The organism is Micromonospora sp. M61 (assembly GCF_018070245.1).
GTDB lineage: Bacteria > Actinomycetota > Actinomycetes > Mycobacteriales > Micromonosporaceae > Micromonospora > Micromonospora zamorensis.
The window spans coordinates 16,003-38,832 of record NZ_JAGPYA010000056.1 but is presented as its reverse complement, the minus strand read 5'-3'; the positions used below and the strand labels follow the sequence as shown (position 1 = coordinate 38,832).

General features: G+C 72.2%; 20 protein-coding genes. 4 read left to right on the top strand and 16 right to left on the bottom strand.

Annotation, left to right across the window (positions count from 1 at the left end; translation table 11 throughout):
- Positions 1-42: 42 nt before the first annotated feature.
- The 4 genes from KBX34_RS26130 to KBX34_RS26115 form a co-directional block, all read right to left on the bottom strand.
- On the bottom strand, positions 43-609 hold the full coding sequence (locus KBX34_RS26130) for a hypothetical protein (protein ID WP_210927527.1): 567 nt from the start codon (positions 607-609) through the stop codon (positions 43-45).
- Between the two features lie 876 nt (positions 610-1,485).
- Complete coding sequence (locus KBX34_RS26125; protein ID WP_099853742.1) at positions 1,486-2,121, bottom strand: hypothetical protein; 636 nt, start codon at positions 2,119-2,121, stop codon at positions 1,486-1,488.
- Between the two features lie 13 nt (positions 2,122-2,134).
- On the bottom strand, positions 2,135-3,919 hold the full coding sequence (locus KBX34_RS26120; RefSeq protein WP_210795588.1) for a DUF4012 domain-containing protein: 1,785 nt from the start codon (positions 3,917-3,919) through the stop codon (positions 2,135-2,137).
- A 97-nt stretch (positions 3,920-4,016) separates the two neighbouring features.
- Complete coding sequence (locus tag KBX34_RS26115; protein ID WP_210927525.1) at positions 4,017-5,264, bottom strand: glycosyltransferase family 4 protein; 1,248 nt, start codon at positions 5,262-5,264, stop codon at positions 4,017-4,019.
- A gap of 168 nt (positions 5,265-5,432) precedes the next feature.
- On the opposite strand from KBX34_RS26115, the gene KBX34_RS26110 reads away from it, so the two are divergent.
- A complete protein-coding gene (locus KBX34_RS26110) occupies positions 5,433-5,987 on the top strand; it encodes a low molecular weight phosphatase family protein (RefSeq protein ID WP_088948273.1) in 555 nt (184 codons plus the stop codon).
- On the opposite strand, the gene KBX34_RS26105 is transcribed toward KBX34_RS26110, so the two are convergent.
- On the bottom strand, positions 5,968-7,431 hold the full coding sequence (locus KBX34_RS26105; RefSeq protein ID WP_210795584.1) for a polysaccharide biosynthesis tyrosine autokinase: 1,464 nt from the start codon (positions 7,429-7,431) through the stop codon (positions 5,968-5,970). The two genes, KBX34_RS26110 and KBX34_RS26105, sit on opposite strands and share 20 nt — an antisense overlap.
- Before the next feature lie 336 nt (positions 7,432-7,767).
- On the opposite strand from KBX34_RS26105, the gene nhaA reads away from it, so the two are divergent.
- On the top strand, positions 7,768-9,123 hold the full coding sequence (gene nhaA, locus KBX34_RS26100; RefSeq protein ID WP_210927523.1) for a Na+/H+ antiporter NhaA: 1,356 nt from the start codon (positions 7,768-7,770) through the stop codon (positions 9,121-9,123).
- A gap of 75 nt (positions 9,124-9,198) precedes the next feature.
- Here the strand turns inward: nhaA and KBX34_RS26095 are convergent, their stop codons facing one another.
- The 10 genes from KBX34_RS26095 to KBX34_RS26050 all read right to left on the bottom strand — a co-directional run bounded on the left by KBX34_RS26095 (position 9,199) and on the right by KBX34_RS26050 (position 16,971).
- Complete coding sequence (locus KBX34_RS26095; protein WP_210795580.1) at positions 9,199-9,396, bottom strand: hypothetical protein; 198 nt, start codon at positions 9,394-9,396, stop codon at positions 9,199-9,201.
- A 4-nt stretch (positions 9,397-9,400) separates the two neighbouring features.
- Positions 9,401-9,721: a hypothetical protein gene (locus tag KBX34_RS26090; protein WP_088948277.1), complete on the bottom strand. Its 321-nt coding sequence runs from the start codon at positions 9,719-9,721 to the stop codon at positions 9,401-9,403.
- The gene (locus tag KBX34_RS26085; RefSeq protein WP_088948278.1) at positions 9,721-10,083 is read right to left on the bottom strand and encodes a DUF1622 domain-containing protein; all 363 of its coding nucleotides are present in this window, start codon (positions 10,081-10,083) and stop codon (positions 9,721-9,723) included. Before KBX34_RS26085 ends, KBX34_RS26090 begins: the two co-directional genes overlap by 1 nt.
- A gap of 39 nt (positions 10,084-10,122) precedes the next feature.
- Complete coding sequence (locus KBX34_RS26080) at positions 10,123-10,710, bottom strand: TMEM165/GDT1 family protein (protein ID WP_088951766.1); 588 nt, start codon at positions 10,708-10,710, stop codon at positions 10,123-10,125.
- Positions 10,711-10,925: 215 nt separating this feature from the next.
- A complete protein-coding gene (gene egtD / locus KBX34_RS26075) occupies positions 10,926-11,891 on the bottom strand; it encodes an L-histidine N(alpha)-methyltransferase (RefSeq protein WP_210795576.1) in 966 nt (321 codons plus the stop codon).
- A 63-nt stretch (positions 11,892-11,954) separates the two neighbouring features.
- Positions 11,955-12,701, bottom strand: a complete 747-nt coding sequence (gene egtC / locus KBX34_RS26070; protein ID WP_210927521.1) for an ergothioneine biosynthesis protein EgtC — start codon at positions 12,699-12,701, stop codon at positions 11,955-11,957.
- Between the two features lie 40 nt (positions 12,702-12,741).
- A complete protein-coding gene (egtB, locus tag KBX34_RS26065) occupies positions 12,742-14,064 on the bottom strand; it encodes an ergothioneine biosynthesis protein EgtB (protein ID WP_210927537.1) in 1,323 nt (440 codons plus the stop codon).
- A gap of 92 nt (positions 14,065-14,156) precedes the next feature.
- Positions 14,157-15,395: an ergothioneine biosynthesis glutamate--cysteine ligase EgtA gene (gene egtA / locus KBX34_RS26060; RefSeq protein WP_210927519.1), complete on the bottom strand. Its 1,239-nt coding sequence runs from the start codon at positions 15,393-15,395 to the stop codon at positions 14,157-14,159.
- Between the two features lie 156 nt (positions 15,396-15,551).
- On the bottom strand, positions 15,552-16,322 hold the full coding sequence (locus KBX34_RS26055; RefSeq protein ID WP_210927517.1) for a hypothetical protein: 771 nt from the start codon (positions 16,320-16,322) through the stop codon (positions 15,552-15,554).
- A 16-nt stretch (positions 16,323-16,338) separates the two neighbouring features.
- Entirely contained in the window at positions 16,339-16,971 is a 633-nt protein-coding gene (locus tag KBX34_RS26050; RefSeq protein WP_088948283.1) for an RNA polymerase sigma factor, read from the bottom strand.
- 541 nt (positions 16,972-17,512) lie between these two features.
- On the opposite strand from KBX34_RS26050, the gene KBX34_RS26045 reads away from it, so the two are divergent.
- A complete protein-coding gene (locus KBX34_RS26045) occupies positions 17,513-18,889 on the top strand; it encodes a serine/threonine-protein kinase (protein ID WP_307871498.1) in 1,377 nt (458 codons plus the stop codon).
- A 105-nt stretch (positions 18,890-18,994) separates the two neighbouring features.
- A complete protein-coding gene (locus KBX34_RS26040; RefSeq protein WP_210795568.1) occupies positions 18,995-20,257 on the top strand; it encodes a nucleotide sugar dehydrogenase in 1,263 nt (420 codons plus the stop codon).
- A gap of 94 nt (positions 20,258-20,351) precedes the next feature.
- Here KBX34_RS26040 and KBX34_RS26035 read toward each other — a convergent pair whose 3' ends face one another.
- A complete protein-coding gene (locus tag KBX34_RS26035) occupies positions 20,352-22,826 on the bottom strand; it encodes an ABC transporter permease (protein WP_210927512.1) in 2,475 nt (824 codons plus the stop codon).
- Between the last annotated feature and the right edge of the window lie 4 nt (positions 22,827-22,830).

Sequence of the window (22,830 nt, the reverse complement as noted above, 5' to 3'; positions counted from 1 at the left end):
GGTGCCGGCCAGCGGTCGGGTCGTTCAGTGCTCGTGTTGGTGTCAGCTGTTCCAGTACTGGGCGACCAGGTCGGTGGCCTGCTGCTCCCACTGGGCGTACGCATCCGGGTAAGCCGAGACCTGCACCGTCTGCGCGGCGTCGGTCAGCGCCATGTCCTGCCACCCGTCAACCTGGCGCAGGCCCTTGAGGAACGCGGTGGTGGAGTAGGCGGGGTCGGTGATCTGCTCCGGCGTGCCCCAACCACTGGTCGGGCGCTGCTGGAACAGGCCCAGCGAGTCATGGTCATTGGCGTCGCCGAGGTGGCCCAGGTTCTCCAGCTTCGACTCCTGCAGGCTCGTCGCGATCGAGATCACCGCGGCGCGCTCGGGCAGGCCGGCCTTCTTCGTGGCGGCGATGATCGCCTTGACGTTCGCGGTCTGCTCATCATTGAGCGTGATGTGGGACTGGTCGCCCTGGGGCTTCGGGGCGGCCGACTGCACCGCCACCGCAACCGGCTTGGCATCCACGGCCGGGTTGGCAGCGTGGGCGGCGATCGGGCCGGCGAAGACACCACCGGCGAACGCGAGACCAGCAACAGACAACATGCTCTTACGGAAGATCGTGTTCATGGGGATAGCTCCTTCGGGGGTAGGAACACCCGCACACCGCTCGGGGGAGACGGTGGCGCAGGGTGTGAGCACCTCGTCCGGCGCTGCATCAAACAAAGGAAAAAAGTCTGGGGGAGATCGGCACCAGCCAGGCCGGGGGCTTGCGGGGGCCGGGTCGGCGGCCTGCGAGCGGAGGGCTCGGGCGCCGGGTCCATGTGTAACGACCGGGGGTCGGGGGCCATTCCCCGGTGGGCCCATCCGCCGACACCGGTTCGTGTGAAGCGGTGGCGGGGTGGTCGCTCGTGGGGACTGCAACGACCGGTGGCCCGGGGTCATTCCGGGGGCCGGTCCATCCCGTCGCACCCGATGGAGCGCAGGTGCTTGGCAGGCTTCAACGATGCGGCCCGGGGCCGCATTCCAACCCCGCCACCAGCTGTTCCAACCCCGGTGGGCGGGGCGGTTACCGGTGGTCCTGCGATCGTCAGGGTATTCAACGACCCCGCCCCGGCCATCATTCCGACCCACCGGTGCGGCCGGTCACAACCCAGACACCCCTGAAACGGACAAACTTCGCGTCAGCCTGTCCCCGGCAGCCCGGCAGCCCGGCAGCCCGGCAGCCCGGCAGCCCGGCAGTCCGGCAGTCCGGCAGTCCGGCAGCCGCGACAAAACCACCCGAGCCGGGCGTGATCCACTCGGGTTCACGGATAACGCGGTAACCGGGACGGGTTGACACCCCGACTTCAAGGAAACCGAGTCGATCAAAGAGGCCTCGACTGCGCCGAGCCGGCTAGACCCGGACAAATGACCCCGGACGGGCTGACGAAGAGCTGGCGCCCGTCGGAGTGGTCCGACGGGCGCCAGCTTCAGTGCGAACCGGGCGTTGCCCGGTGGTGCGGGTTAGTGCGCAGCACCGCCGAGGCGCTGGCGGCGACGCCAGGCCAGGGTCAGCAGCAGCATGACCGCTCCGGCGCCGACCAGGCCACCGCCGAGCTTCATGGGCGTACCCATGCTGTCACCGGTGACGGGCAGCGGCTGCTTCTTGTGCAGCACCCGCAGCTGCGTGCTGGCCGTACGGCCGGACTCGCGACCGGTCGCGGTGAAGGTCAGCAGACCCGTCACCGACGGCTTGTAGCTCCTGGTGAAACGACCCTGGGCGTCGGTTCGCGCCGTGAAGGTCAGGGGCGCGCTCGCCTGGTGGGCCACCGGGGCCATGGCGACGGTGCTGCCGTCGCTGCGGCGAGCCGGAGCCTGGCCGCCGGCCGGAGCGGCGAACGGGGTCACCGTCACCACGATGTCGACGGTCTCGTTCGGACCGAAGCCGGTGCCGGTCAGGATGACCGTCTCGCCGAGGTAGATCGTCGGCCGGTTGACGGTGAGCGACGCGGCGGCCGGTGGGTACGGCGGCGGCTGCGGCGGGTCAGTGGTCGCGGTCGCGCTGGGCGTCGGCTGCGGCTGTGCCGCCACCGCTGCCGTCGGCACGGCCACCACGGCCAGGCCGACCGTGAGCGCCATGATGATGCGGGATAGCCGCATGATTGGTTCCCTCCTACTGGTCACAGCTTGGTGCGGAATGAACTTGGGTGGTCCAGGGGCTGGCGGTGGGGGTCAGTCGCAACTCGGCCTGGCCGACGCCGGTCTTGGCCGTCAGCACGGTGACCTCCAGCGCCCTCTCGGCACCGGGGCCGACGTCGACGCTGGCCGTCGCCACCTGGCGGTGGCGTTCGGTGCCGCTGCCAAGCGCCGTCTCGGCCCCGTCGAGCCGGGCGTCGAGCACCGCCCCGCCGGCCGGGCTGAAGATCGACACCAACGTGCGGGCGGTGTACGGATCGCCGGCCAGGCCGAGGCCGAGGACCGACTCGCTAAGTCCGGACTTCGGCGCCGTCGAGCGCAGGGTCACCCGCAACCGGAGCTCACGGCGTCCGTCGGGTCGGCATTCGCCCACCGTGAGGTTCGCCGTCGGCCGCAGGTAGTAGCCGAGCTTCGCGCCGCTGCCGTCGTTGAGGAACACGCCGACGGTCGGCACGGTGTCCTGTTCCGGAAGCGTCCCGGCCATCCGGCTGTCGCCGAACGTCCGCTGTTCCTCAGGTCGGGCACTCCAGAACAATATCCGCCGTTCGGTGATAGCACGGTCAAATGCGGACAACAACACCCGTGGGTTGACATTCTTCTTGAAGAAGGCATCAAACACCGCGGCTGCTGATGAGGCGAAGAATTCGTCCTGCTGCTTCACGTCCAGCCGTTGGTAGCTGTCGTTGAGCAGGGTCTGCACGACCTTCTCGCTGGCGAGCGGGACCCCGCCGGGCACCAGAACCGGGCCGGTCGCCTTGAGCAGATAGGACAGCACCACCGGGTCCACGGCGAGCACACCGTCGACTGTGGTGCCCGTCTTACGGCGGAACATCTCGCGGTACAGCGCGGCCGCGGTCGGGAAGTGCGGGGAGAGATTGACGTCGGCCGGGTAGATGCCGGGCAGGTCGGTCCAGAGCGCGCGGGTCTCGGCGGGCAGCTTCAACGCCGGGGTGAACTGGCCGAGCGAGGCACTGCTGCCCTGCTTGCCCATCTTCACCTTGCCGTTCTCCGCCTCCATGATCGCGTACGCGCCGAACATGCCGCCGGTGGCGCGCAACTCGGCGAGGTTCTGCGAGACCAGCAGGTAGCGTCGCGGGCCGCTCGCGCCGAGCAGTGGCGGCAACAGACGGGCTCCCTGGTCGGCGGCCGAGGTGAGGCTGGCCAGGCGGTCGATCTCGCCGCGCAGGTCGATCAGCGCCTGCCGGACCTGACTGACCAGACTCTCGGCGGGCACCGCGGCCAGGTCTCGACGCGTCCGCTGCACCGACTCGTCCGCGCGGGTCAGTTCGGCGGAGACGTCGCCGAGCCGGGCCAGGTCCAGTCGACCACCGGTCGGCACCAGGCTGGTCAGATCCGTCCGGAGCAGGGTCGGGAACGCCTGCCGTGCCAGCTCGTCGATGGCGATGGCGATCTGCCGGACCGCGTCGAGGTCGTCGCCGGCGATCGGGGTACGCCGACCGAGTTGCCAGCTCGGGTCGCCCGTCGCCTTCCGGGCCGCGCCCGACTGCGACTGCAGAGCGGCGAGCGTCCGCAGAGCCCGGTCGGTGTCCCCACCGACGACCTGGGCGCTCAGCTCCCGAGCCAGACCGGCGGCGTTGAGCAGGTGGGCACGCGCCTGCCAGCCGCGGAAGCCGACCCACCCGCCGACCGCCAGCAGCAGCGAGCCGACCACCAGGGCACTGAGGAGGACACGTCGCAGTCGGGCACGCCGACGACGCCGGGACCGGCTCCGCCGCCGGGTCGGCCGTTCGCTTTCCGTCACACCACACTCCCGTTCGCGGAATCGGACAGATGGTCGATTCCCTGACGTTCTTAGCACGCGCCGGGGAACTTCGTACCGTTATTGCAAGTCTTGCCCTTTAAGCGAGGTTTTCTCGCGAGTTGCCGGCCGGCTCCGCGACTCGTCCTGCCGCCTCATGCAGCAGTCGCTCGATCCGGTCCACACCGGCGGGCAGCGACATCTCCCGCAGGTACGCCGCCCGGCCGCGCCGACCCATCTCGGCCCGGGTCGGCGGAGGAATGGTGGCGGCCAACCAGAACCGGTCGGCCAGAGCCGCCCAGTCCTCCGGCGGGCAGGAGAGCCCCGCTCTGGCTCGTTCGACAAGCTCGGCTGTGTCCCCGCCGGCCGACGCCACCACCGGTGCGGCACACGAGAGCGCGGCCTGGAGCTTGCCCGGCACCGTGCCCCGCAGCTCCGGAAGGTCACGCAGCATGACCAGCTGGTAGTCGGCGGCGGCGTACAGCTCGGGCATGTCGACGGGCGACCGTCGCTCCATGAAGCGGACGTTGTCCGCGCCCAGCTCGGCGGCGAGCCCCCGCACCCGCCGCTCTTCAGCGCCCGAACCGACCAGGACCAGATCCATCGTCCGGTCCAGTGCCGCCGCCGCCCGGACAGCGGTCTCCAGCCCTTGCCGGGCGCCGATGGTCCCGGCGTGCATCACCACGCACCGGCCGTCCCGGCGAACCAGCTGACGGGCAGCCGCGCCGGGCGTCACCGGATGGAAGATCCGCTCGTCGGTCCAGTTCAGCACCAGTCGGACCCGGGTCGGGTCGGCGCCCGCGGCGACCACCAGGTCCCGCATCGACGGTGCGGCTACCGCGATCCGCGCCGCGGCCCGGTAGATCCGGGTCATCGCGCTGCCCATCCGCACCGCCCAGCGACCCTCGCCCGTCTCGTCGACGCCGTCCGAGGCCCAGACATCCTGCACATGCAGCACCGCCGGCACCCGGCCGAGCAGCCGGAGCACCCCGGCGGTGGCGAACGTCGTCGCCGGCAGTTGAAAGACGTAGAGCGCGTCCACGTCGCGGAAGTACCGGCGCGCGGCCAGCGTCGCGCTGCCGGCGAAAGAGAGGTAGCTGGCCATCCGGGTACCGGTGGACGCGGCACGCCCGGGGTAGCGCGGCACCCGGCGGACGGTCAGCCGTTCGCTGTGCGTCTCGTGGTGCCAACGCTGCCGCCAGCCGGGATAGACGTGCCCACCGGGATAGTCCGGAAAGCCGGTGAGCACCCGGACCTCGTGCCCCCGCGCGGCCAGTTCCTCGGCGAGGCTGCCCGGGATGAACGCCGGCTCGGGCGGAAAGTGGTACGACAGGATTCCGATCCTCACCGCAGCGCCCCCGTCCGGCGTGGATCGACGTCGACCGGCGCGGCACCACGACCGGCAGGCGCCCGGCCCGCGTACGATGCCGACAACCCCTCCCCGCGCGGCCTCCGGCGTCGACGCACCGCCCTCGCGGTGCGGACACCCGCGTCCGCATCGATGAGAGGGGCACCGATGGCTGATCGCGTGTTGTTCGTCTGCCACGCCAACCTGTGCCGGTCGCCGATGGCCGAGTTCCTGGCCCGCCGACTGTTGGCCGACCGGCCCGTCACCGTGGCCAGCGCCGGCACCGACGCGATCGACGGGCTGGCGATGCACCCGTACGCGATGGAGATCGCGGCCGACAACGGCGCCGACCCGGCGGAGTTCCGGACCCGGGGGTTGCGCCCCGAGTACCTGGCCGACGCGACGCTGGTGCTGACCGCGACCCGACGCCAGCGCTCGGTCTGCACCGCGCTGACACCGGCGGCGCTGCACCGGACGTTCACCGTGCGCCAGTTCGGCCGGCTGGCCGCGGCGGCCGAGCCACTCGACGGATCGAGCGACGACCCGTTGGGCGCGGCGATCGCCGCCGCCGCCCAGGCCCGGGGACGGCTGCAACCTGCCGCCCCCGAGGCGGACGACCTTCGGGACCCGATCGGCGGCACCGCCGCCGACTTCCGACGCTGCGCCGAGGAGATCGAACGGTCGCTGCGACCCCTCGCCACGCTCATCGGGGCAACCGGGTGAGTTCCTGGGTGTGGTCGGGGACGCCGTTGACCCCGTCGGTGGTCGCGACGTGCCTGCCGGACGCGGCCCGGTCGGCCGGCACCGACGCCGTGGGCGTCGAGGCGACCACCCGGTAGGCCTCGTACTGGTACGCCTCGGCCTTGGCCACCTTCGCCATGTTCAGCACGCAGCCGAGCAGCCGGACCGAGACCGAGTGCAGCGAGCGGGCCGCGGCGGCCACCTGGGTCCGGGAGGTACGGCCCTGCTGGGTCACCAGCAGGGCACCGTCGGCCTGCACGGCGACGACCACGCCGTCGGTCACCGCGAGCAGCGGCGCGGTGTCGATGATCACGATGTCCGCCGACTCGCGCAGCGCCAGCAACAAATCCGACATCGCCTTGGAGCCGAGCAGCTCGCTCGGGTTCGGCGGGGCCGACCCGCTGGGCAGCACCAGGAGCGACTTGTCCCCCCAGCGCTGCACGACATCACCGACCTGCACGTCGCCGACCAGCACGTCGGTGAGACCGACACCGGCGTCCAGGCCCAGGTAGTCGTCGACCTTCGGGCGGCGCAGGTCCGCGTCGACCAGCAGTACCCGCCAGCCGGCCTCGGCGAGTGCGATGGCCAGGTTGCAGGAGAGGGTGGTCTTGCCCTCGCCCTGCAGGGCGCTGGTCACGGCGATGACCCGGGCCGGCTCGTGGACATCGACGAAGCGCAGGTTGGTCCGCAGTTTGCGAACCGCCTCGGCACGCGCCGAGGTCGCGGCCTCGCCCACGATCAGCGGCGCGGTGCGGGCGCTGGCCTCGAACGGGATCTCGCCAAGCAGCGGGCTGCCGGTGGCGCGTTGCAGGCCCGCGGAGTCGCGCAACCGTACGTCGGCGATGCCGCGCAGGATCGCCAGGCCGACGCCGAGGAGCAGCCCGATCAGGCCGCCGAGGGTGAGGTTGCGGACCGGCTGCGGCGAGACAGGGTTGGCGCTCACCCGAGGGCCGCTGACCACTTCGATTTTGATCGGCGCCTTACCTTCGGGCGTCGTCTCGACCTTCTGCACCAGTTCGACGAACTTCGCGGCGAGGGACTCCGTCACCCGCAGCGCGCGGGTCTGGTCGGTGTCGGTGACCGACGCCCGCAGCAGAACCGTGCCGGTCTCGGTCGAGGTGGTCACCCGGCGCTGCACCTCGTCCGCGGTCAGGCCCACCGGGGTCTCGGCCACCACGCTCTGCGCCAGCCGGTCGCTGCTGAGCAGGTCGGCGTACGACTTGACGCGCTGCTGGAGGAAGAGCCCGCCCTGGTAGGCGTCGCTGATGCCCGCGTTGGGGGTGGTGACGAAGAAGGTCACCGAGGCGACGTACCGGGGTTGGGCCCGCACGGTCAGGAACGCCGAGACGCCCAGAGCCACCATGATCGTGACCAGCGGTACCCACCAGTGCCGACGCACGTGACGCAAATGGCGGAGCAGGTCCATCAGGAGCGCCTCCGTGCCGGTCCGGTTACGCCAATAAACTTCACGAAAACCCCCAAGGTCGTCTCTAAACTCGTGAAACCATTAAAGCGGTTGATGCGCCTTATGTCCGGAGTTATGTATTTTCCGCAGTGCGAAGTGCATCCGGATGACCAACCCGACAAACACCCATTCGGCAGCGGCGACAACGCGGAAAAGGTCGAAAGCCGATCAGGTGGCGTCCGATCGGCCCAGCGCGCGCCGCCCGGCGCGAAGCCGGATAGGGTCGGTGAAGGTGTGCCGGGAAGTCTGGTCGGCGAGTGGATTCCTGCTGTCCTGACTCCCGAGGTGACCCCGCACATGACCTCCCGCACCCCGCCGTCCGAGCAGCGCCCGCCGAGGGTCCGGCTGTTCTCGCGCTCATCCTGGCCGCAGGCCCGACACCTGGCCGACGTGCTGCGTACCGAGACCGTCGGCGGAGCGCTGCTGCTGCTCGGTGCCGTGGTCGCGCTGACCTGGGCAAACTCGCCCTGGTCCGACTCGTACACCCGGCTCGGTGCCTGGGTGCCCTGGCCCGGCGGCGCGTCGGCGCACCTCGACCTGACCCTGGCCACCTGGGCGGCGGACGGCCTGCTGGCCGTCTTCTTCTTCGTCGTGGGTCTGGAACTCAAACGGGAATTCGTCGCCGGGGAACTGCGCGACCCACGCCGGGCGGCGCTGCCCGTGGTGGCCGCCCTCGGGGGAATGCTGCTGCCGGCGCTGATCTACGTGGGGGTCGTTCTGAGCGCCGGCGGGGACGGGTTGCGCGGCTGGGCCATCCCGACCGCGACCGACATCGCCTTCGCGCTGGCCGTGCTCGCGGTGGTCAGCTCACACCTGCCCCAGGGCCTGCGCGCCTTCCTGCTCACCCTCGCCGTGGTCGACGACCTCTTCGCGATCACCATCATCGCGGTCTTCTACACCGCCGACTTCCAACCTCTTCCGCTGCTCGCGGCGCTACTGCCGATCGGGCTCTTCGCCCTGCTGGTGCAACGCGGGCGCACCTGGTGGTGGGCGCTGATCCCACTCGCGGTCGCCGCCTGGGCGCTGGTGCACACCTCGGGTGTGCACGCCACTGTGGCCGGTGTCCTGCTCGGTTTCACGGTCCCGGTGCTGGCCCGCCGCCCAACGGTCGCTGGTGGCCAGCCGGCCGCCGCATCGGACGAGGGCGGGCTCGCCGAACGCCTGGAGCACCGGTGGCGCCCGGTGTCGGCCGGCTTCGCGGTGCCGGTCTTCGCGCTGTTCGCCGCCGGGGTCACGCTGCGCGGCAGCGACCTCGGAGCCCTGCTGACCGACCCGATCGTGATCGCCGTCGTCGCCGCCCTGGTCTTCGGCAAGAGCATCGGCATCTTCGGATCGACGTACCTGCTGGCCCGATTCACCCGCGCCGAACTGGACGAGGACATCAGCTGGTCGGACCTGCTCGGGATCGCCCTGCTGGCCGGCGTCGGGTTCACTGTGTCGCTACTCATCGGCGATCTGGCCTTCGGCGCCGGCAGCACGACCGACGGTCGGGTCAAGGTGGCCGTGCTGCTCGGGTCGGTGATCTCCGCCGGCCTGGCCGCCACGGTGCTCGTCCGCCGCAACGCGACGTACCGCCGGGTGGCGGAGCGGGAGCGGCTCGACGCCGACGGCGACGGTGTGCCCGACGTCTACCAGCGACCCGCAGGCGCTTGAACGGATGGCCGCGCGGGCCGGCGAACGGCCGACCCGCGCGGCGTGCCGCCTCCGTGCCGTACGACGGACCTCCGGTCAGCGGCGACGATCGGCGGGCGGCGGCTCCTCGGTCTCCTCGACCACCGCCTCGACCGCCGGGGCGGTGAGGTCGTCGCCCGGCACCGCCACCGCCTCGACGCGATCCTGCTCGTCAGGCTTCCCGCCGGGCGGCGGCTCGGGAGCGGTGGCACCGCCGGAGAAGCCGTACTCGTTCGGTTCGTCGTGCCGGCTCATGTGGTTATCCTCCCGTTTTCCCGGTTCCACGTCTCAAGGCCAACGGTAGGTGGTGATCGTCCCCGGCGCAGGGTGCCGGGGATTGTCGCCCGGACCACGGCGGCGGAGCGCTCATCGCCGCACCGAGCAGTTGCCGCAGGGCGATGATCGCGACCGCGCCGGCCAGGCCGTTCCAGCCAGGATCGCCGGCCAGCCGCAGCAGGCCGGCCGCGGTCAGCAGGTCCAACAGCAGCCGTACGCCGGTTCGCAGCGCTCCGGTGCTGAGCACGGTGACCACCCCGACGACCAGGGCCAGAGCGGTGACCACCGTGAGCAGGACGTCCATCACCGGGACTGCTCTGCCTCGGCCACCTGGCGCTGCTCCTGACGGATCTCGCGGCCCAGGAAGTAGTTCAACGCCGTTCGGATCGTGGCGATGGCCGCCAACTGGCCGATCTGCTCGAACGACGGCGACACGGCGGTCCGCAGCACGTCGGCCGCCAACTGGAACTCCAGGCCGAGGGTCAGAAAGCGGCCAAGGGAGAGCCGGATGGGCGTGAAGAGAGCGGCGGAGCGGTGTCGTAGCCCTTCGACCACGAACCGCACCGCCGCCCAGACCGCGCCAACGAAGATCACCAGTGCGCCGGCCACCTCCACCACGGCCACCAGCACCTGGTCGCCCTGACGCAACAGCTCGGCCGGCTCCACCCCGGGCCGTTACCCGCACTCGGGGCAGCTAGTCGACACTCAGGTCAGCTCGTTCACCGCCTCCAGGATCAACCAGAGACCGGAGATGGCGAACAGGATCGCGGCACCGTACTTGATGGCCTTCTCCGGCAGCCGACGACCGAGCATCCGGCCGACCAGGATGGCCAACGCGTCCGCCGCCACCATGCCCAGCGTGGAGCCGAGCCAGGTGCCGAACCAGCCGTACTTGGTGGCGAGCGTGATCGTGGCGAGCATCGTCTTGTCACCCAGCTCGGCCAGGAAGAACGCCACCGACACCGCCACCAGCGCGGTCTTGTTGGTCTTCTCAGCCTTTCGCTTTTCGTCCTCGGTGAGTTTGTCCCCGCGCAGGGTCCACGCGCCGAACCCGAGGAACGCCACACCGGCCACCAGGGAGATCCACTCGGTCGGCAACACCGCCCCGAGACCCGCGCCGATGGCGACCGACGCCAGGTGCACCACCGCCGTGGCGATGGTGATGCCGATCAGCACCGGGATCGGCTTGAACCGCGTGGCGAAGGTCAGCGCCATCAGCTGGGACTTGTCCCCCAGCTCGGCGACGAAGATGACGCCGAAGCTGACGACCAGCGCGGCGAAAAATCCCTCCATGACGTCCTTCCCGCTCATGCCGGGAGGAGGTACAGGGGCGCCCTCGACCCGGCTGCAACAGCCTGAGTCGAAGGTCTCGCCCGCCTCGGAGACCGAGGCCGCGTGGCCGGATGCGGAACGCACCAGTATGTCGACCACGACATTGGGGGCTACTCCCCTTCGCCCGGTCAGCCTATCCGATCATCGGCTGGCCGGTTCTCGGCGGGTGGACAGGCTCACCGGGCTCGCGCCAACGTGACCCCGAAGAGCCCATCCGGGTCGGTCCAGAACTCCGTCGTGTCGAAGCCCGCCGTGGCCAACTCCGCGGCGATCCCCTCCGGGTGGAACTTCGCCGAGACCTCGGTGCGCAGGTCCTCCCCCGCCGCGAAGTCGACGGTCATGCCCAGCACCCGCACCCGCATCGCCCGGGTCGCCCGCAACCGCATCTCGATCCACTCATGGTCCGGGTCCCAGAGGGCGACGTGCTCGAACGCCGCCGGGTCGAAGTCCGCACCCAACTCGCGGTTGATCACCCGCAGCACGTTGCGGTTGAACTCGGCGGTGACCCCGGCCGCGTCGTCGTAGGCGGGCACGATCACCGACGGATCCTTCACCAGGTCGGTGCCGAGCAACAGCCAGTCGCCGGCCTCCAACGCGGCGCGCATCGCCGTCAGGAACCCGGCCCGCTCGGCGGGCAGCAGGTTGCCGATGGTGCCGCCCAGGAAAACCACCAGCCGTCGGCCACCGGTGGGCAGCCGGTCCAGTTGCCGGGTGAAGTCCCCCACGATGCCCCGAACCCGCAGGCCCGGATAGTCGGCGGCGATCTGGGCGGTGGACCCCCGCAGCGCGCTGACCGACACGTCGAGCGGGACGAACGTGCCCAGCCCGCCCTCACTGGTGAGGGCGTCCAAGAGCAGCCGGGTCTTCTCCGACGAACCGGAGCCCAACTCGATCAGGGTCTTGGCCGAGGTCAGCGCCGCGATGTCGGAAGCCCGCTCGGCCAGCACCGCCCGCTCGGCCCGGGTGGGGTAGTACTCGGGAAGTCGAGTTATCTCCTCGAACAGCTCACTGCCCCGGGCGTCGTAGAACCACTTCGGCGGCAGCCACTTCTGCCCGGCGCTCAGCCCGGCCCGGACGTCGTCGCGCAGGCCACGCTCCAGATCGCGCTCTTCGAGGTAGATCTCCAGCGGTTCCGCGGTCATCGGTTCGCCTCTCTGCTCGATCAACTCTGCTCGATCAACCGTTGCGTGCCCGACCGGTGCGACTCACCGGGTCGGCAGGGGACGTGTCCGCACCTCGTCAGCGGTGGCGACGACCAGATGCCCCTCCGGCACCGCCCGCCACCCGGGATCGTCGTCGTGCGGCTCCGAGGCGAGCAGCACCGAACCGGGCCCCTCGCGGACCGACAGCGCGTGCCCGGCCACGCTGGCCACCGCCCGGTGACCGTCGGTGAGCAGCAGGTTGAGCCGCGACCCGGGGGCGGCCGCGGCGACGTCGGCCACCGTCTGCCCGACCGCGTCCGCCGGGTCGTCGCCGGCCCGCAGCCGATGCCGCACCAACGCCCAGAGCACCGCCGAGTCGGTGGCGGCGTCCAGGGTGAGCAGGTCACGGACCGGCAGGCCGGCCGCGAGTGGCACCACGGTGTCCGGCCAGCCACGAACCACCCCGTTGTGGCTGAACAGCCACCGCCCCTCGGCGAAGGGCGCGGCGGCGCCGTCGAGCACCGCCATCCCGACGGTGGCCGAGCGCACCGCCGCGAGCACCGCACCGGAGCGGGTCACCGACGCGAGCTGGGCGATGGTCGGGTCGCTCCAGATCGGCTGCGCCCGCCGGTAGCGCACCGGCTCACCCTCGCCCGGGTACCAGCCGACGCCGAACCCGTCAGCGTTGATCGTGCCGCCGCCGCGCATGTCCCGGGGCGCCCAGGACTGCCGCACCAACGAGTGCGGCGGGTCGAACAGGACCTCGGCCAGGGTGACCGGCGGCCCCAGGTAGGCCAGGTGACGACACATCAGCGCGCCCAACCCGCCGGGCCGCCGACAACGCAGTGGATCACCGGTGCGACTCGTCGGGCCGAGCGTCGCGGGCGCAGCGAAAACCGCTGAAGATCTGCCGGCGGATCGGATGGTCCCAGTTACGGAAGGTGCCCCGGCAGGCAGAACGGTCGGTGCCGAACGAGCCACCCCGCAGCACCCGGTAGTCGCCACCGAAGAAGACCTCCGAGTATTCGCGGTAGGGAAACGCGGTGAAGCCGGGATGCCCGTCGAACGTGCTCGACGTCCACTCCCAGACGTCACCGATGAGCTGGTGCACCCCCAACGGCGACACACCGGCCGGGTACGCGCCCACCGGCGCCGGCCGCAGGTGACGTTGGTCGAGGTTGGCGTGCGCCTCGGTGGGGTCGTCGTCCCCCCAGGGATAACGGCGCGAGCGCCCGGTCGCCGGGTCCCAACGGGCCGCCTTCTCCCACTCCGCCTCGGTCGGCAACCGCTTACCGGCCCACGCCGCGTACGCCTGCGCCTCGTAGAAGCACACGTGCACCACCGGCTCGTCGGCGCGCACCCGGCTCCACCGGCCGAAACGCTGGTAGGACCATTCGTCGCCGTCCCGACGCCAGTGCATCGGCGCCTCCAGCCCCTCCCGGAGCCGATGCACCCAGCCGGCCGGACTCCACCAGCGCTGATCGCGGTAGCCGTCCTCCGCGATGAACGCCGCGAACTCCCCGTTGGTGACCGGGGCGGCGTCGACGACGTACGCCGGAAGGTCGACCCGGTGCGCCGGACGTTCGTTGTCCAACGCCCACGGGTCGGTGTCGGTGCCCATGGTGAACTCCCCGGCCGGCACCAGCACCTCCCCACCCACCCGCGCGGACGGCTCCGGCGGCGGCGGGGCGTGCAACACCGCCGGCCCCGAGCGCAGTTGATGGGTGGCGAGCATGGTCTCGTCGTGCTGCTGCTCGTGCTGCACGATCATGCCGAACGCGAACCCGTCGGCGACCAGCGGCCGCTCGGTGAAGGTCACCGCGTCGAGCAGATCGTGCACCTTGTCCCGGACCGTGCCCAGGTAGGCGCGCGCCTCGGCGGGCGGCAGCAGGGGCAGCGCCGGGCGGTCCCGGCGCGGCTGCTTGAACGCGTCGTACAGCTCGTCGATGTCGCACCGGACCGGCTCGCGCCCCCCGACATCGCGCACCAACCACAGCTCCTCCTGGTTGCCCACGTGGGCGAGGTCCCAGACCAGCGGCGACATCAGCGGAGAGTGCTGGCGCATCAGGTCGGCGTCGTCGACCACCTCGGTCAACAACGTGGTGCGGGCACGGGCGCGCGCCAGCTCCACCGCGATCCGCTCGCGCAACCGCTCGCCGTCGACGTGCCCCATGGCGCCGGCGGGCACCGCCTCCCCCTTCACACTCACCGCGTCCCTCTCCGTTCGCGACTGCGGGGCTCGCAACCCCGGCTCACTCCTCGCGCTCACCGGTCGTCTCCCCTCTGGGCGGCGGCCAGCCGCCCTCGTACGCCTCGCTCGATGTCGTCGTGGGTGCCGGCCGGCAGGTCCAGCCGGGGCAGGGTGGTCAGGGCCAGGTCGAGCAGGGCGGCCGCGGCGGCGGCCAGCGCGGCGTCGGCCAGACCGTGCCGGGCGGCAGCCGACCAGCGGTGCGCCACCGGCGCGGCGATCGCGTACGCCCCGCGCAGCGTGCCCGGGTCGTGGAAGAGGGCGCTCAGCACCGCCAGCGGGAGCCGCCAGTCCCGGTCAGGTTGGGCGTCCAGGTAGCGCAACTCCAGGTAACCGCGCGGCCGCACCGGCGGAAAGAGGGTGCTGACGTGGTAGTCGAGGTCATCGGTGGTGGGTGGTTCCGGCAGCGCGCCGTCGAGCCAGTCGGCGAAGGTCACACCGGCCGGCGCGGTCCAGTCCGAGCCGTCCCGACGCCGGCACAGCAGCGGCGCGGCCAGCACGTACCGGATCCAGGCGGCGGTCGGGTCCTCATCGGCGTGGCCCGGCGTCCAGACCGGGCGGGTGCGGGCCGGGTCGATGGCGAGCCAGGTGGCCATCCGGGCGGAGGCCCAGCCGGTGCGCCGCCCGGCGTGTCGGGCGGCGGATGCGAACGCCGCGAGCAGCGGCGGCCCGACGGCGTGGGCCGCGGCCCAGCGGTCAGCGACCTGGTCCGGCTCACCGGCGTCCAGACAGACCTGGAGGCCGGCGGTGCTGTACATCATGGTGCGGCCGGCCGGACCGCGCCGGTCGAAGGCACCGCGCATCGCGCGGTAGCGGGGAGTTTCCAGCACCGGGCGGGGCCGTCGGTGTGGGTCGATGCCGCTGCGGCCGAGAATCAGCCCGGCGGTGGCCAGCAGGCCGGTGACCTGGGCGATGTCGGCCTCGGTGGCTCGGATCAATGCGGCGGTCGAGGCGCGGGGCGGGGTGGAGATCTCCAACTGGCCACCCGGCTCCAGCGTCACCATGCCGCCGTGCCGCAGAGGCTCGGAAGGGCTGGTGGGATCCAGTGTGACGGGGCTGTGCCGCCCCAGCGCCGCCCGCAGCCTTGTCGGATCGACGGGGCGGACGGGGTCGGCGGCGTCGTGCACGGTCCATTCCAGTTCGACGCCGGTGTGTGTCGGTGGACCGGTCTTGAAGCAGATCCGGGCGAGGTGCCGGCCTGCGGCTGCGGACTCGCGCAGAATGGCGCTGCGGTCCAGCTCGGGCGACGTCACCAACGGTCAGGCCCCCTCTCGTGTGCCGCCTTCGCGACACTGCGCCACCGTAAACCCACCCACCGACACCGTCGGGGGCGTGCACGGCGCCACCAACCTCTGTCTAACAGACGAATTTCCGACGCAGGGCGGAACAGACCGCCCCCGGCCGCCGGCCGATCACTGCGGGGTGGGGCGGCCCGAGGGTGGGGGTGGCGGGCTGACCTTCGCCGGTTCCGACCGCTTCTCCTCGGGCACCAGCCGCCGGCAGTACTCCTCGACCTGGCCGGCACTGCCCGCGGCCGTCACCAGCCTCTCGTAGGCCGGCGTTCGCAGCGCCTTGTCCCGCTGGTCGGGCTTCTTGGCCAGCCAGGAGCGGCACAGACCGTGCAACGACCCGCCAGGCGCGGTCTGCGCCGATGGTGTACCGGGGGCAGATGGCGTGCCGGGCGACGGCGGGCGGGGCGACGGGGTGCCGGCCGACGGGGTGCCCGGGGAGGAAGGCGATCGACCGGGCTCGCCGGACCGGGGAGAACCCTGGCCCGGGGTTGGTGACGTGCGGGTCGGCTCCGGTGCGCCCGGGTTTGGCACCCAGTCCTGACTGACGGCGGCGAAGGCCGCACCCGCCGTCGCGGTGACGGCCACCGCACCGATCCAGGCCGCCGCGCCAGCCGTCAGACGGCGACCGCGCGGCCGGTGCGGCACCGACGGCGTCGGGTCTGCTCGGGCCGCCAGGAACGCGGCAACGGCCGCGTCCTCGCCGGCCAACTCTCGCGGGAGGCCCGGGCCGGCGGCCGCGGCGAGCAGCCGCGCCACCGGCTGGGCGGGGGCGGACCCCGGGACGGACGTCGAGGGGGTGTGGGCCTGGCCCGGGGCGGTGTCGGAGCTGCCGTGGGCGGAGTCGAGCAGCCGGTCGGTTTCGGCATGGTCGGCCCGCCGGAACGGGTTCATCGGAAATCCCCTCACGTCAGCCGTCCGCCGGCTCGGTGTGCGGCGCCCGCAGGGCTGGACTGCTGGCGGGGCGGGGCGCCGGCACCCCCTCGACACCGACGGACAACCCGGCCGGACCCTCGCGCTCCAGCAGTGCCGCGAGCCGCCGCAGGCCCCGGTGGGCGGCGGTCCGAACGGCACCGGCCCGACGACCCAGCACACGGCCCGCGGACCCCGCGTCGAGCCCGATCACCGCCCGCAACAGGACGGCTTCGGCCTCGCGGGGAGGCAGGGTCGCGATCAGCGCCAGGGCGGTCTCGGTGCCGATCGTCTCGCTGGCCCCCTCGGCGGTGTCCGCGTCGCTGGCGAGGTCGGCGAGCGCCTGCACCGGGACGGGAAGTGACGGGCGGCGGCGCATTCGGCGCAGGTGGTCCATCGCCCGGTTGCGGGCGATGGTGACGGTCCAGGCGCGGAACTCGCCGCCGGTGAAGCTGGGCAGGTCACGGGAGATCTGCAGCCAGGTCTCGGAGGCGACGTCCTCGGCGTCCGCGCCGACCAGCGCGGTCAGATAGCGCAGCAGGCCCGGCTGGAGGCTGCGGTAGAGGAAGCGGAAGGCCTCCTCGTCCCCGCTCTGTGCCGCGCCGACCGCTTCCGACAGGTCGCCGGTCATCCGCAACCCGTGCACTGCCCGGGGCGCGTCGGCCCGATCCGCCGGGCAAAGGCAGACCACGCGGTACGAGAGGACCCGCCGACCAACTCCCGCACCCGCACCGCCCCCCGCCGATCTGATCGCGCCCGCTACCGGAAGTGGCCCGGGCGGGACGTCCGGGGCCGACGCCAGGGTGGGCGACGCGGCTCGACCGCGCGCCGAGATCGCCGGGCGGGCCCGAGCCGGGCTAACGCTAGGAGGGGGACCACCGGCGAGCAAGTCGGCACCGTGTCACGGAAGAGTGACAATTATCAACCCGGCGGGACGGCGCGTTGCCGTAACAGGCAGTCGCCGGGAGGTGCGCTCTGTGCCCGACGGCGGTTTTTTGCGACCATCCAGCGTTCCCATGCCGAAAGATGTCAGTTTTCGTCACACCCCGTCGCGGCGTGGTCACAGAGACGCAGCGTCCACAGAGGTCAAGCCGGATGACCCGACGTGTATGACCCGATCGACCGGCCGGCCGCGGCGCGCCGCGCGGCGCCGCTCTAGGTACGGTAATGCGGTGTTGTCATCGGAGGTCGTGCTCAGCGGTCGGTACCGCCTGGACGAACGTGTCGCCACCGGCGGTATGGGCGACGTCTGGCGTGCCTCCGACCTGGTCCTCGGCCGGCAGGTCGCGGTCAAGGTCCTGCTGCCGGCGCTGGTCTCCGACCCCGACTTCATCGCCCGGTTCCGGGCCGAGGCCCGGATCATGGCGGCGCTGCGGCACCCCGGCATCGTGCAGGTCTTCGACTGCGGCGCGGATGATCTGCCCGACGGCGGGCGGGCGGACTACCTCGTCATGGAGTTCGTCGCCGGCGAGCCGTTGTCCAAGCGGATCGAGACGGCCGGCCGGCTCGACGTGGCCGAGACGATGTCGATCGTGGCCCAGGCGGCGGCCGCGCTGAACGCGGCACACCGCGGTGGCATCGTGCACCGCGACGTCAAGCCCAGCAACCTGCTGGTGCACGAGGACGGCACTGTCGTCCTGGTGGACTTCGGGGTGGCCCGTTCCACCGACATCACCAGCATCACCAGCGCCAACGCGGTGCCCGGCACCGCCCTCTACATGGCCCCCGAGCAGGCCGCCGGCCGGCCGGTCAGTGGCGCCACCGACATCTACGCGCTGGGTGCGGTCACCTACTGCTGCCTCACCGGCAGTCCCCCGTTCACCGGCGACAACCCGCTCCAGGTCGCCGTGCGACACCTGGACGACGAACCACCCGAGCTGCCGCACGATATCCCGGAGGCGGTCCGGGCCCTGGTGTCCCGGGCCCTGGCCAAGGACCCGCTCGACCGGTTCAGCAGCGCCGCGGCGATGGCCGAAGCCGCCCGGACCGCGGTCACCGGCGGCGAGCCGCCGACGGCGATGGCAGCGGCGGTCCCGTTGCGCGACGCCGGCCCGGGCACCCGCACCGACGTGCCGGCCGGCGCGGCGGTGGCGAGTGGGGCGCAGGCCGGGCGTCAGCGTCGGCGAGGCCCGCTGGTCGGTGCGGCGGCGGCCATGCTGGTCGCGCTGGTCGGGCTCGGTGCCGCACTGGGCGCGGCGCGCAACGCCGCCGATGAGGACCCGGCGGTCAATCTGCCGACCACCTCACCGACGGTGCGGCCGAGCGGGCCTCTGGACCTGCCGGCCGCGAACGAGCAGGTCGCCACCGCCGACCCGGGCCGACCCGATCGGGGCCCGATCCCCAACACCTCCCCGTCGGCCCGGGTCTCCGCCACGCCGAGCATCCAGCCGAGCCAGACGACCACCCCGCCAACGCCGGCGCCGACGGTCACCACTGCACCGCCCAGCGATCCGCCGAAGACCAGTACGCCGAGCAACCCGCCACCCGCGCCCGATCCGACCCCCACCACGAGCCCACCGACCGCGCCGGAAGAACCGACGGGCGGCTGACCGCCCAGTCCCACCAGCACCGATATCCCCAAAACGGACTTACGTCGCCGAAGACGCCTCTAGGCTCTCTGCAGGTCATTTCCACCATCTGCCGCAGGAGCCTGGGTGAGCGCTGAAAAGCTGGTCGTGATCGGTCAGGGGTACGTCGGACTGCCGCTGGCCTTGCGTGCCGTCGAGGCCGGGCTGGACGTGGTCGGTCTCGACGTCGATGCCGATCGGGTGAAGCGTCTCGCTTCCGGTGAGTCGTTCATCGAGGACATCCCGACCGACCGGCTGGGCCGGGCGTTGAGCAGCGGCCGATACCACCCCAGCACGGAGTACACCGACGCCGAGGATTTCGACATCTGCGTCATCACCGTGCCGACCCCACTGCGCGACGGCACCCCCGACCTGAGCTTCGTCGAGCAGGCCGGCATCGGCATCGGCCCGTACGTCCGGCCGGGTTGCACGGTGATCCTGGAGTCGACCACGTACCCCGGCACCACCGAGGAGTTGCTGCGCCCGCTGTTGGAATCGGCTAGCGGGCTGACCAGCCCCGGTGACTTCCACCTCGGCTACAGCCCGGAGCGGATCGACCCGGGCAACCCGGACTGGCGGCTGGAGAACACGCCGAAGGTCGTCTCCGGTGTGGACTCGGCGTCACTGACCCGGGTGGACGAGTTCTACCAGCGCCTCGTGCACCGCACCGTGCCGGTGGACTCCACCCGCGTGGCCGAGCTGACCAAGCTGATCGAGAACACCTTCCGCCAGGTGAACATCGCGCTGATCAACGAGCTGACCATGCTCTCGCACCACCTCGACATCGACGTCTGGCAGGCCATCGACGCCGCGGAGACCAAGCCGTTCGGCTTCATGCCGTTCCGGCCCGGCCCCGGCGTCGGCGGGCACTGCCTGCCGATCGACCCGTGCTACCTGTCGTGGCAGGTCAAGCGCCGCCTCGGCCGGCAGTTCCGGTTCATCGAGCTGGCCAACGACATCAACCACGAGATGCCCGAGCACGTCGCGCAGCGGATCATGGCGGGGCTGAACCGGAGCGGCCGGGCCGTCAGCGGCGCACGACTGCTGCTGCTCGGTCTGGCGTACAAGAAGAACACCGGCGACATGCGGGACTCCCCCGCGGTCGACGTGGCCCGCCGCCTGCAGGCCCTCGGCGCCGAGGTCCACGCGGTGGAGCCGTACGCCGAGCCGCACCAGATCCCGGCCGGCGTCACAGTGGTCGGGCTCTCGGAGCGGGAGGTGAGCGCCGCCGACGGGGTGGTGGTGGTCACCGACCACGACAGCATCGACTACGACCTCGTGGTGCGGCACGCCCGCTACGTCTTCGACACCCGCAACCGGTGCGTCGGCCCGATGGTCGAACGCCTGTAGACCCGGCACCGCTGGCCGGTCCCGCCGCTGGGGAAGATGGCGGGGCCGGCCGGCGGATGTCCGTTCGGGTCGCGCGCGGCCGGGACCGCGTCGGTCACTGGTCGGCGAGCGCCTCGACGACCGGGCGGGACAGCGCCCGGCGGGCGGGCAGCACCGAGGCGAGCAGGGCGGCCAGGACCGCGACGCCGAGGGTCAGCCCGAGCTGGCCGAGCGGCAGCACCACGTGGAAGTCCCCGCCGAGGCGGGTCAGCAGTGCCATCGCGGAGGCGCTGACCCCGGTGCCCAGTCCCACCCCGAGCACCGCGCCGACCAGCGCCATCAGCACCGCCTCGATGGCGAGCACCGCCCGCATGCGCCCTCGGGTGAGCCCGACCGCCCGCAGCACGGCGTTCTCCCTGGTGCGCTCGACCACCGACAGGCTCAGCGTGTTCGCCACACCGACCAGGGCGATCACCACGGCCAGGCCGAGCAGCGCGGTGACGAGGACGAGCAGCATGTCGACGGTGCCGGTCAGCATCTTCTTGTACGCCCCCTGGTCCATCAGGTTCACCGTCGGGTAGCGGCCCAGCACCGCCTCGATCGCGTCCCGGGCCCGTTCGGCGCTCACGCCGGTGGCGGGGTCGATCTCGGCCAGGTAACCGCGCTGGGCGGGGAAGAGCGCGGCGAAGTCCTCGTCGGCCATGTCGATGACGTGCCCGACGGGCGCGCCGTCGGAGCGGGTGTCGTCGGTGACCACGGCGGCCACCCGGAACGACCGGCCCTGGACGGTCATCGGCGAGCCGACCTGCCAGCCGCGGGCCTGCGCCAGCTCACGATGGACCAGCACCTGCCCCGGCCCGACCCGGCCGGCGTCGCCGGCGAGCACCCGCTCCAGCGTCCGGCCGACCAGCGCCGGGTGGGCCGCGCGGATCTCGACGTCGGCGACGACCGTGCTGCGCTGCTCGTGCACCACACCCAACTCGGGGCGGGCGGCAAGCTCACCGGCGAGCGCGCCAGGCAGATCCTGACCGATACCGCTGACCACGAAGTCGGTCCCGATCTGGGCGTCCACGCTGCGTTCGATGCCGTCCTTGGTGCTGCGGGCGCCGACCATGAACGCCGACACCAGTCCGATTCCGATCACCAGGGCGGTAGCGGTCGCGGCGACGCGCCGCGGGTTGCGGACCGTGTTGGCGACCGCCAGCGCTCCGGTCGCCCCGAGCACGCGCCGTGCCGGCCAGCCGAACACCCGGGCCAGGGCCGGAACGAGCACCGGTCCGAACAGGACGATCCCGAAGAAGGCCAGCACCCCGCCGCCGGCCACCAGGATCAGTTGGCCGGCGCTGGCGGCGCCGACCAACGCCGCGACCCCGATGGCCAGCACCACCGCGCCGAGGGTCAGCCGTACCCGGCCAGCACTCCGGGCGGGCTGCACCGCGGCATCGGTGAGAGCGGCCACCGGGGCGACCCGCGTCCCCCGCCAGGCCGGCAGCAGGGCGGCGCACACGGTCAGCGCGGTACCCAGCAGCAGGCCGGTCAGGACTGTCGAACCGGACACGGTCAGGCCACCGGCGACCGGCACGTCCAGTCGGGACATCACCAGCCCCATCCCGCCGGCGAGGCTCACCCCGAGTAGCACCCCGAGCGCGGAGGCGACCAGCCCCAGCACTGCCGACTCCAGCACGGCGGCCCGGAAGACCTGCCCGCGGGTCGCCCCGATCAGGCGCAGCAGCGCGGTACGCCGGGTGCGCTGGGCCAGCACGATCGCGAAGGTGTTGGCGATCACGAAGCCCGCCACCACCACGGCGACCCCGACGAAGATCAGCAACAGCATCCGGAACTGGTCCACATTGCGCACCGCGTCCTCGACGGCCTCGTCGAGGATCTGCTGGCGACTCTTCACTGTGGCTTCGGCGCCCGCCGCGGCGCGCACACGGTCGGTCAGCGCCGAGACGGAGGCCCCAGGTCGGGCCGCCACCAGAATGCGGCCGTAGCCGCGCTCGCCGGTGAGTGCCAGCGCGTCCGGCCCGACCATGCCGACGAACGGACCGCCGACGTCGCGGGCGGTGCCAGCCACGTCGACGGTGCCGACCAGGGTGTACGGGCGGGCCGGGCCACCGGAACCGCCGACGCGGACCGGCGTGCCGAGCACGAAGCCCTCCTTGGCGACCGTCGGCGCGTCCAGCACCACCTCCCCGGCACGGTCGGGCAGTCGGCCGGCGACCACGTCGTACGAGCGCAGGGCGTCCTCGGTGGGAATGGCGGCGAGCACGGTGAAGCCGAGCACCGGGCGGCCGTCGACGCCGACGACTCCGGCGGTGTTGGTCAGCTCACCGGCTGCGGCGGCCACCCCGTCGACCGCGCGCACCTCATCGACCAGGGTCGGGGGCAGCAGCTCACGGCCGGCCGAGTAGACGCCCAGGTCGGTGTGGCGGTCGAAGGTGCCGGCCCGCTCGTAGGTGCCGGCGCGCATCCCGTCGACGAAGATCATGGTGCCGGCGACGAACGCGACACCGAGCACGACGGCCAGCGCGGAGAGCAGCATGCGCAGCGCCTCGGCACGCAGCGAGCGCAGGGTCAGGCGGATCAAGCGG

Bases quoted from the DNA above. Each gene is read 5' to 3' on its own strand.
- KBX34_RS26050 (WP_088948283.1), bottom strand. From the start codon at position 16,971: ATGACCGGCGACCTGTCGGAAGCGGTCGGCGCGGCACAGAGCGGGGAC.
- egtB (WP_210927537.1), bottom strand. From the start codon at position 14,064: ATGGGGCACGTCGACGGCGAGCGGTTGCGCGAGCGGATCGCGGTGGAG.
- KBX34_RS26110 (WP_088948273.1), top strand. From the start codon at position 5,433: ATGGCTGATCGCGTGTTGTTCGTCTGCCACGCCAACCTGTGCCGGTCG.
- KBX34_RS26095 (WP_210795580.1), bottom strand. From the start codon at position 9,396: ATGAGCCGGCACGACGAACCGAACGAGTACGGCTTCTCCGGCGGTGCC.
- egtD (WP_210795576.1), bottom strand. From the start codon at position 11,891: ATGACCGCGGAACCGCTGGAGATCTACCTCGAAGAGCGCGATCTGGAG.
- egtC (WP_210927521.1), bottom strand. From the start codon at position 12,701: ATGTGTCGTCACCTGGCCTACCTGGGGCCGCCGGTCACCCTGGCCGAG.
- KBX34_RS26090 (WP_088948277.1), bottom strand. From the start codon at position 9,721: ATGGACGTCCTGCTCACGGTGGTCACCGCTCTGGCCCTGGTCGTCGGG.
- KBX34_RS26080 (WP_088951766.1), bottom strand. From the start codon at position 10,710: ATGGAGGGATTTTTCGCCGCGCTGGTCGTCAGCTTCGGCGTCATCTTC.
- KBX34_RS26055 (WP_210927517.1), bottom strand. From the start codon at position 16,322: ATGAACCCGTTCCGGCGGGCCGACCATGCCGAAACCGACCGGCTGCTC.
- KBX34_RS26105 (WP_210795584.1), bottom strand. From the start codon at position 7,431: ATGGACCTGCTCCGCCATTTGCGTCACGTGCGTCGGCACTGGTGGGTA.
- KBX34_RS26130 (WP_210927527.1), bottom strand. From the start codon at position 609: ATGAACACGATCTTCCGTAAGAGCATGTTGTCTGTTGCTGGTCTCGCG.
- KBX34_RS26125 (WP_099853742.1), bottom strand. From the start codon at position 2,121: ATGCGGCTATCCCGCATCATCATGGCGCTCACGGTCGGCCTGGCCGTG.
- nhaA (WP_210927523.1), top strand. From the start codon at position 7,768: ATGACCTCCCGCACCCCGCCGTCCGAGCAGCGCCCGCCGAGGGTCCGG.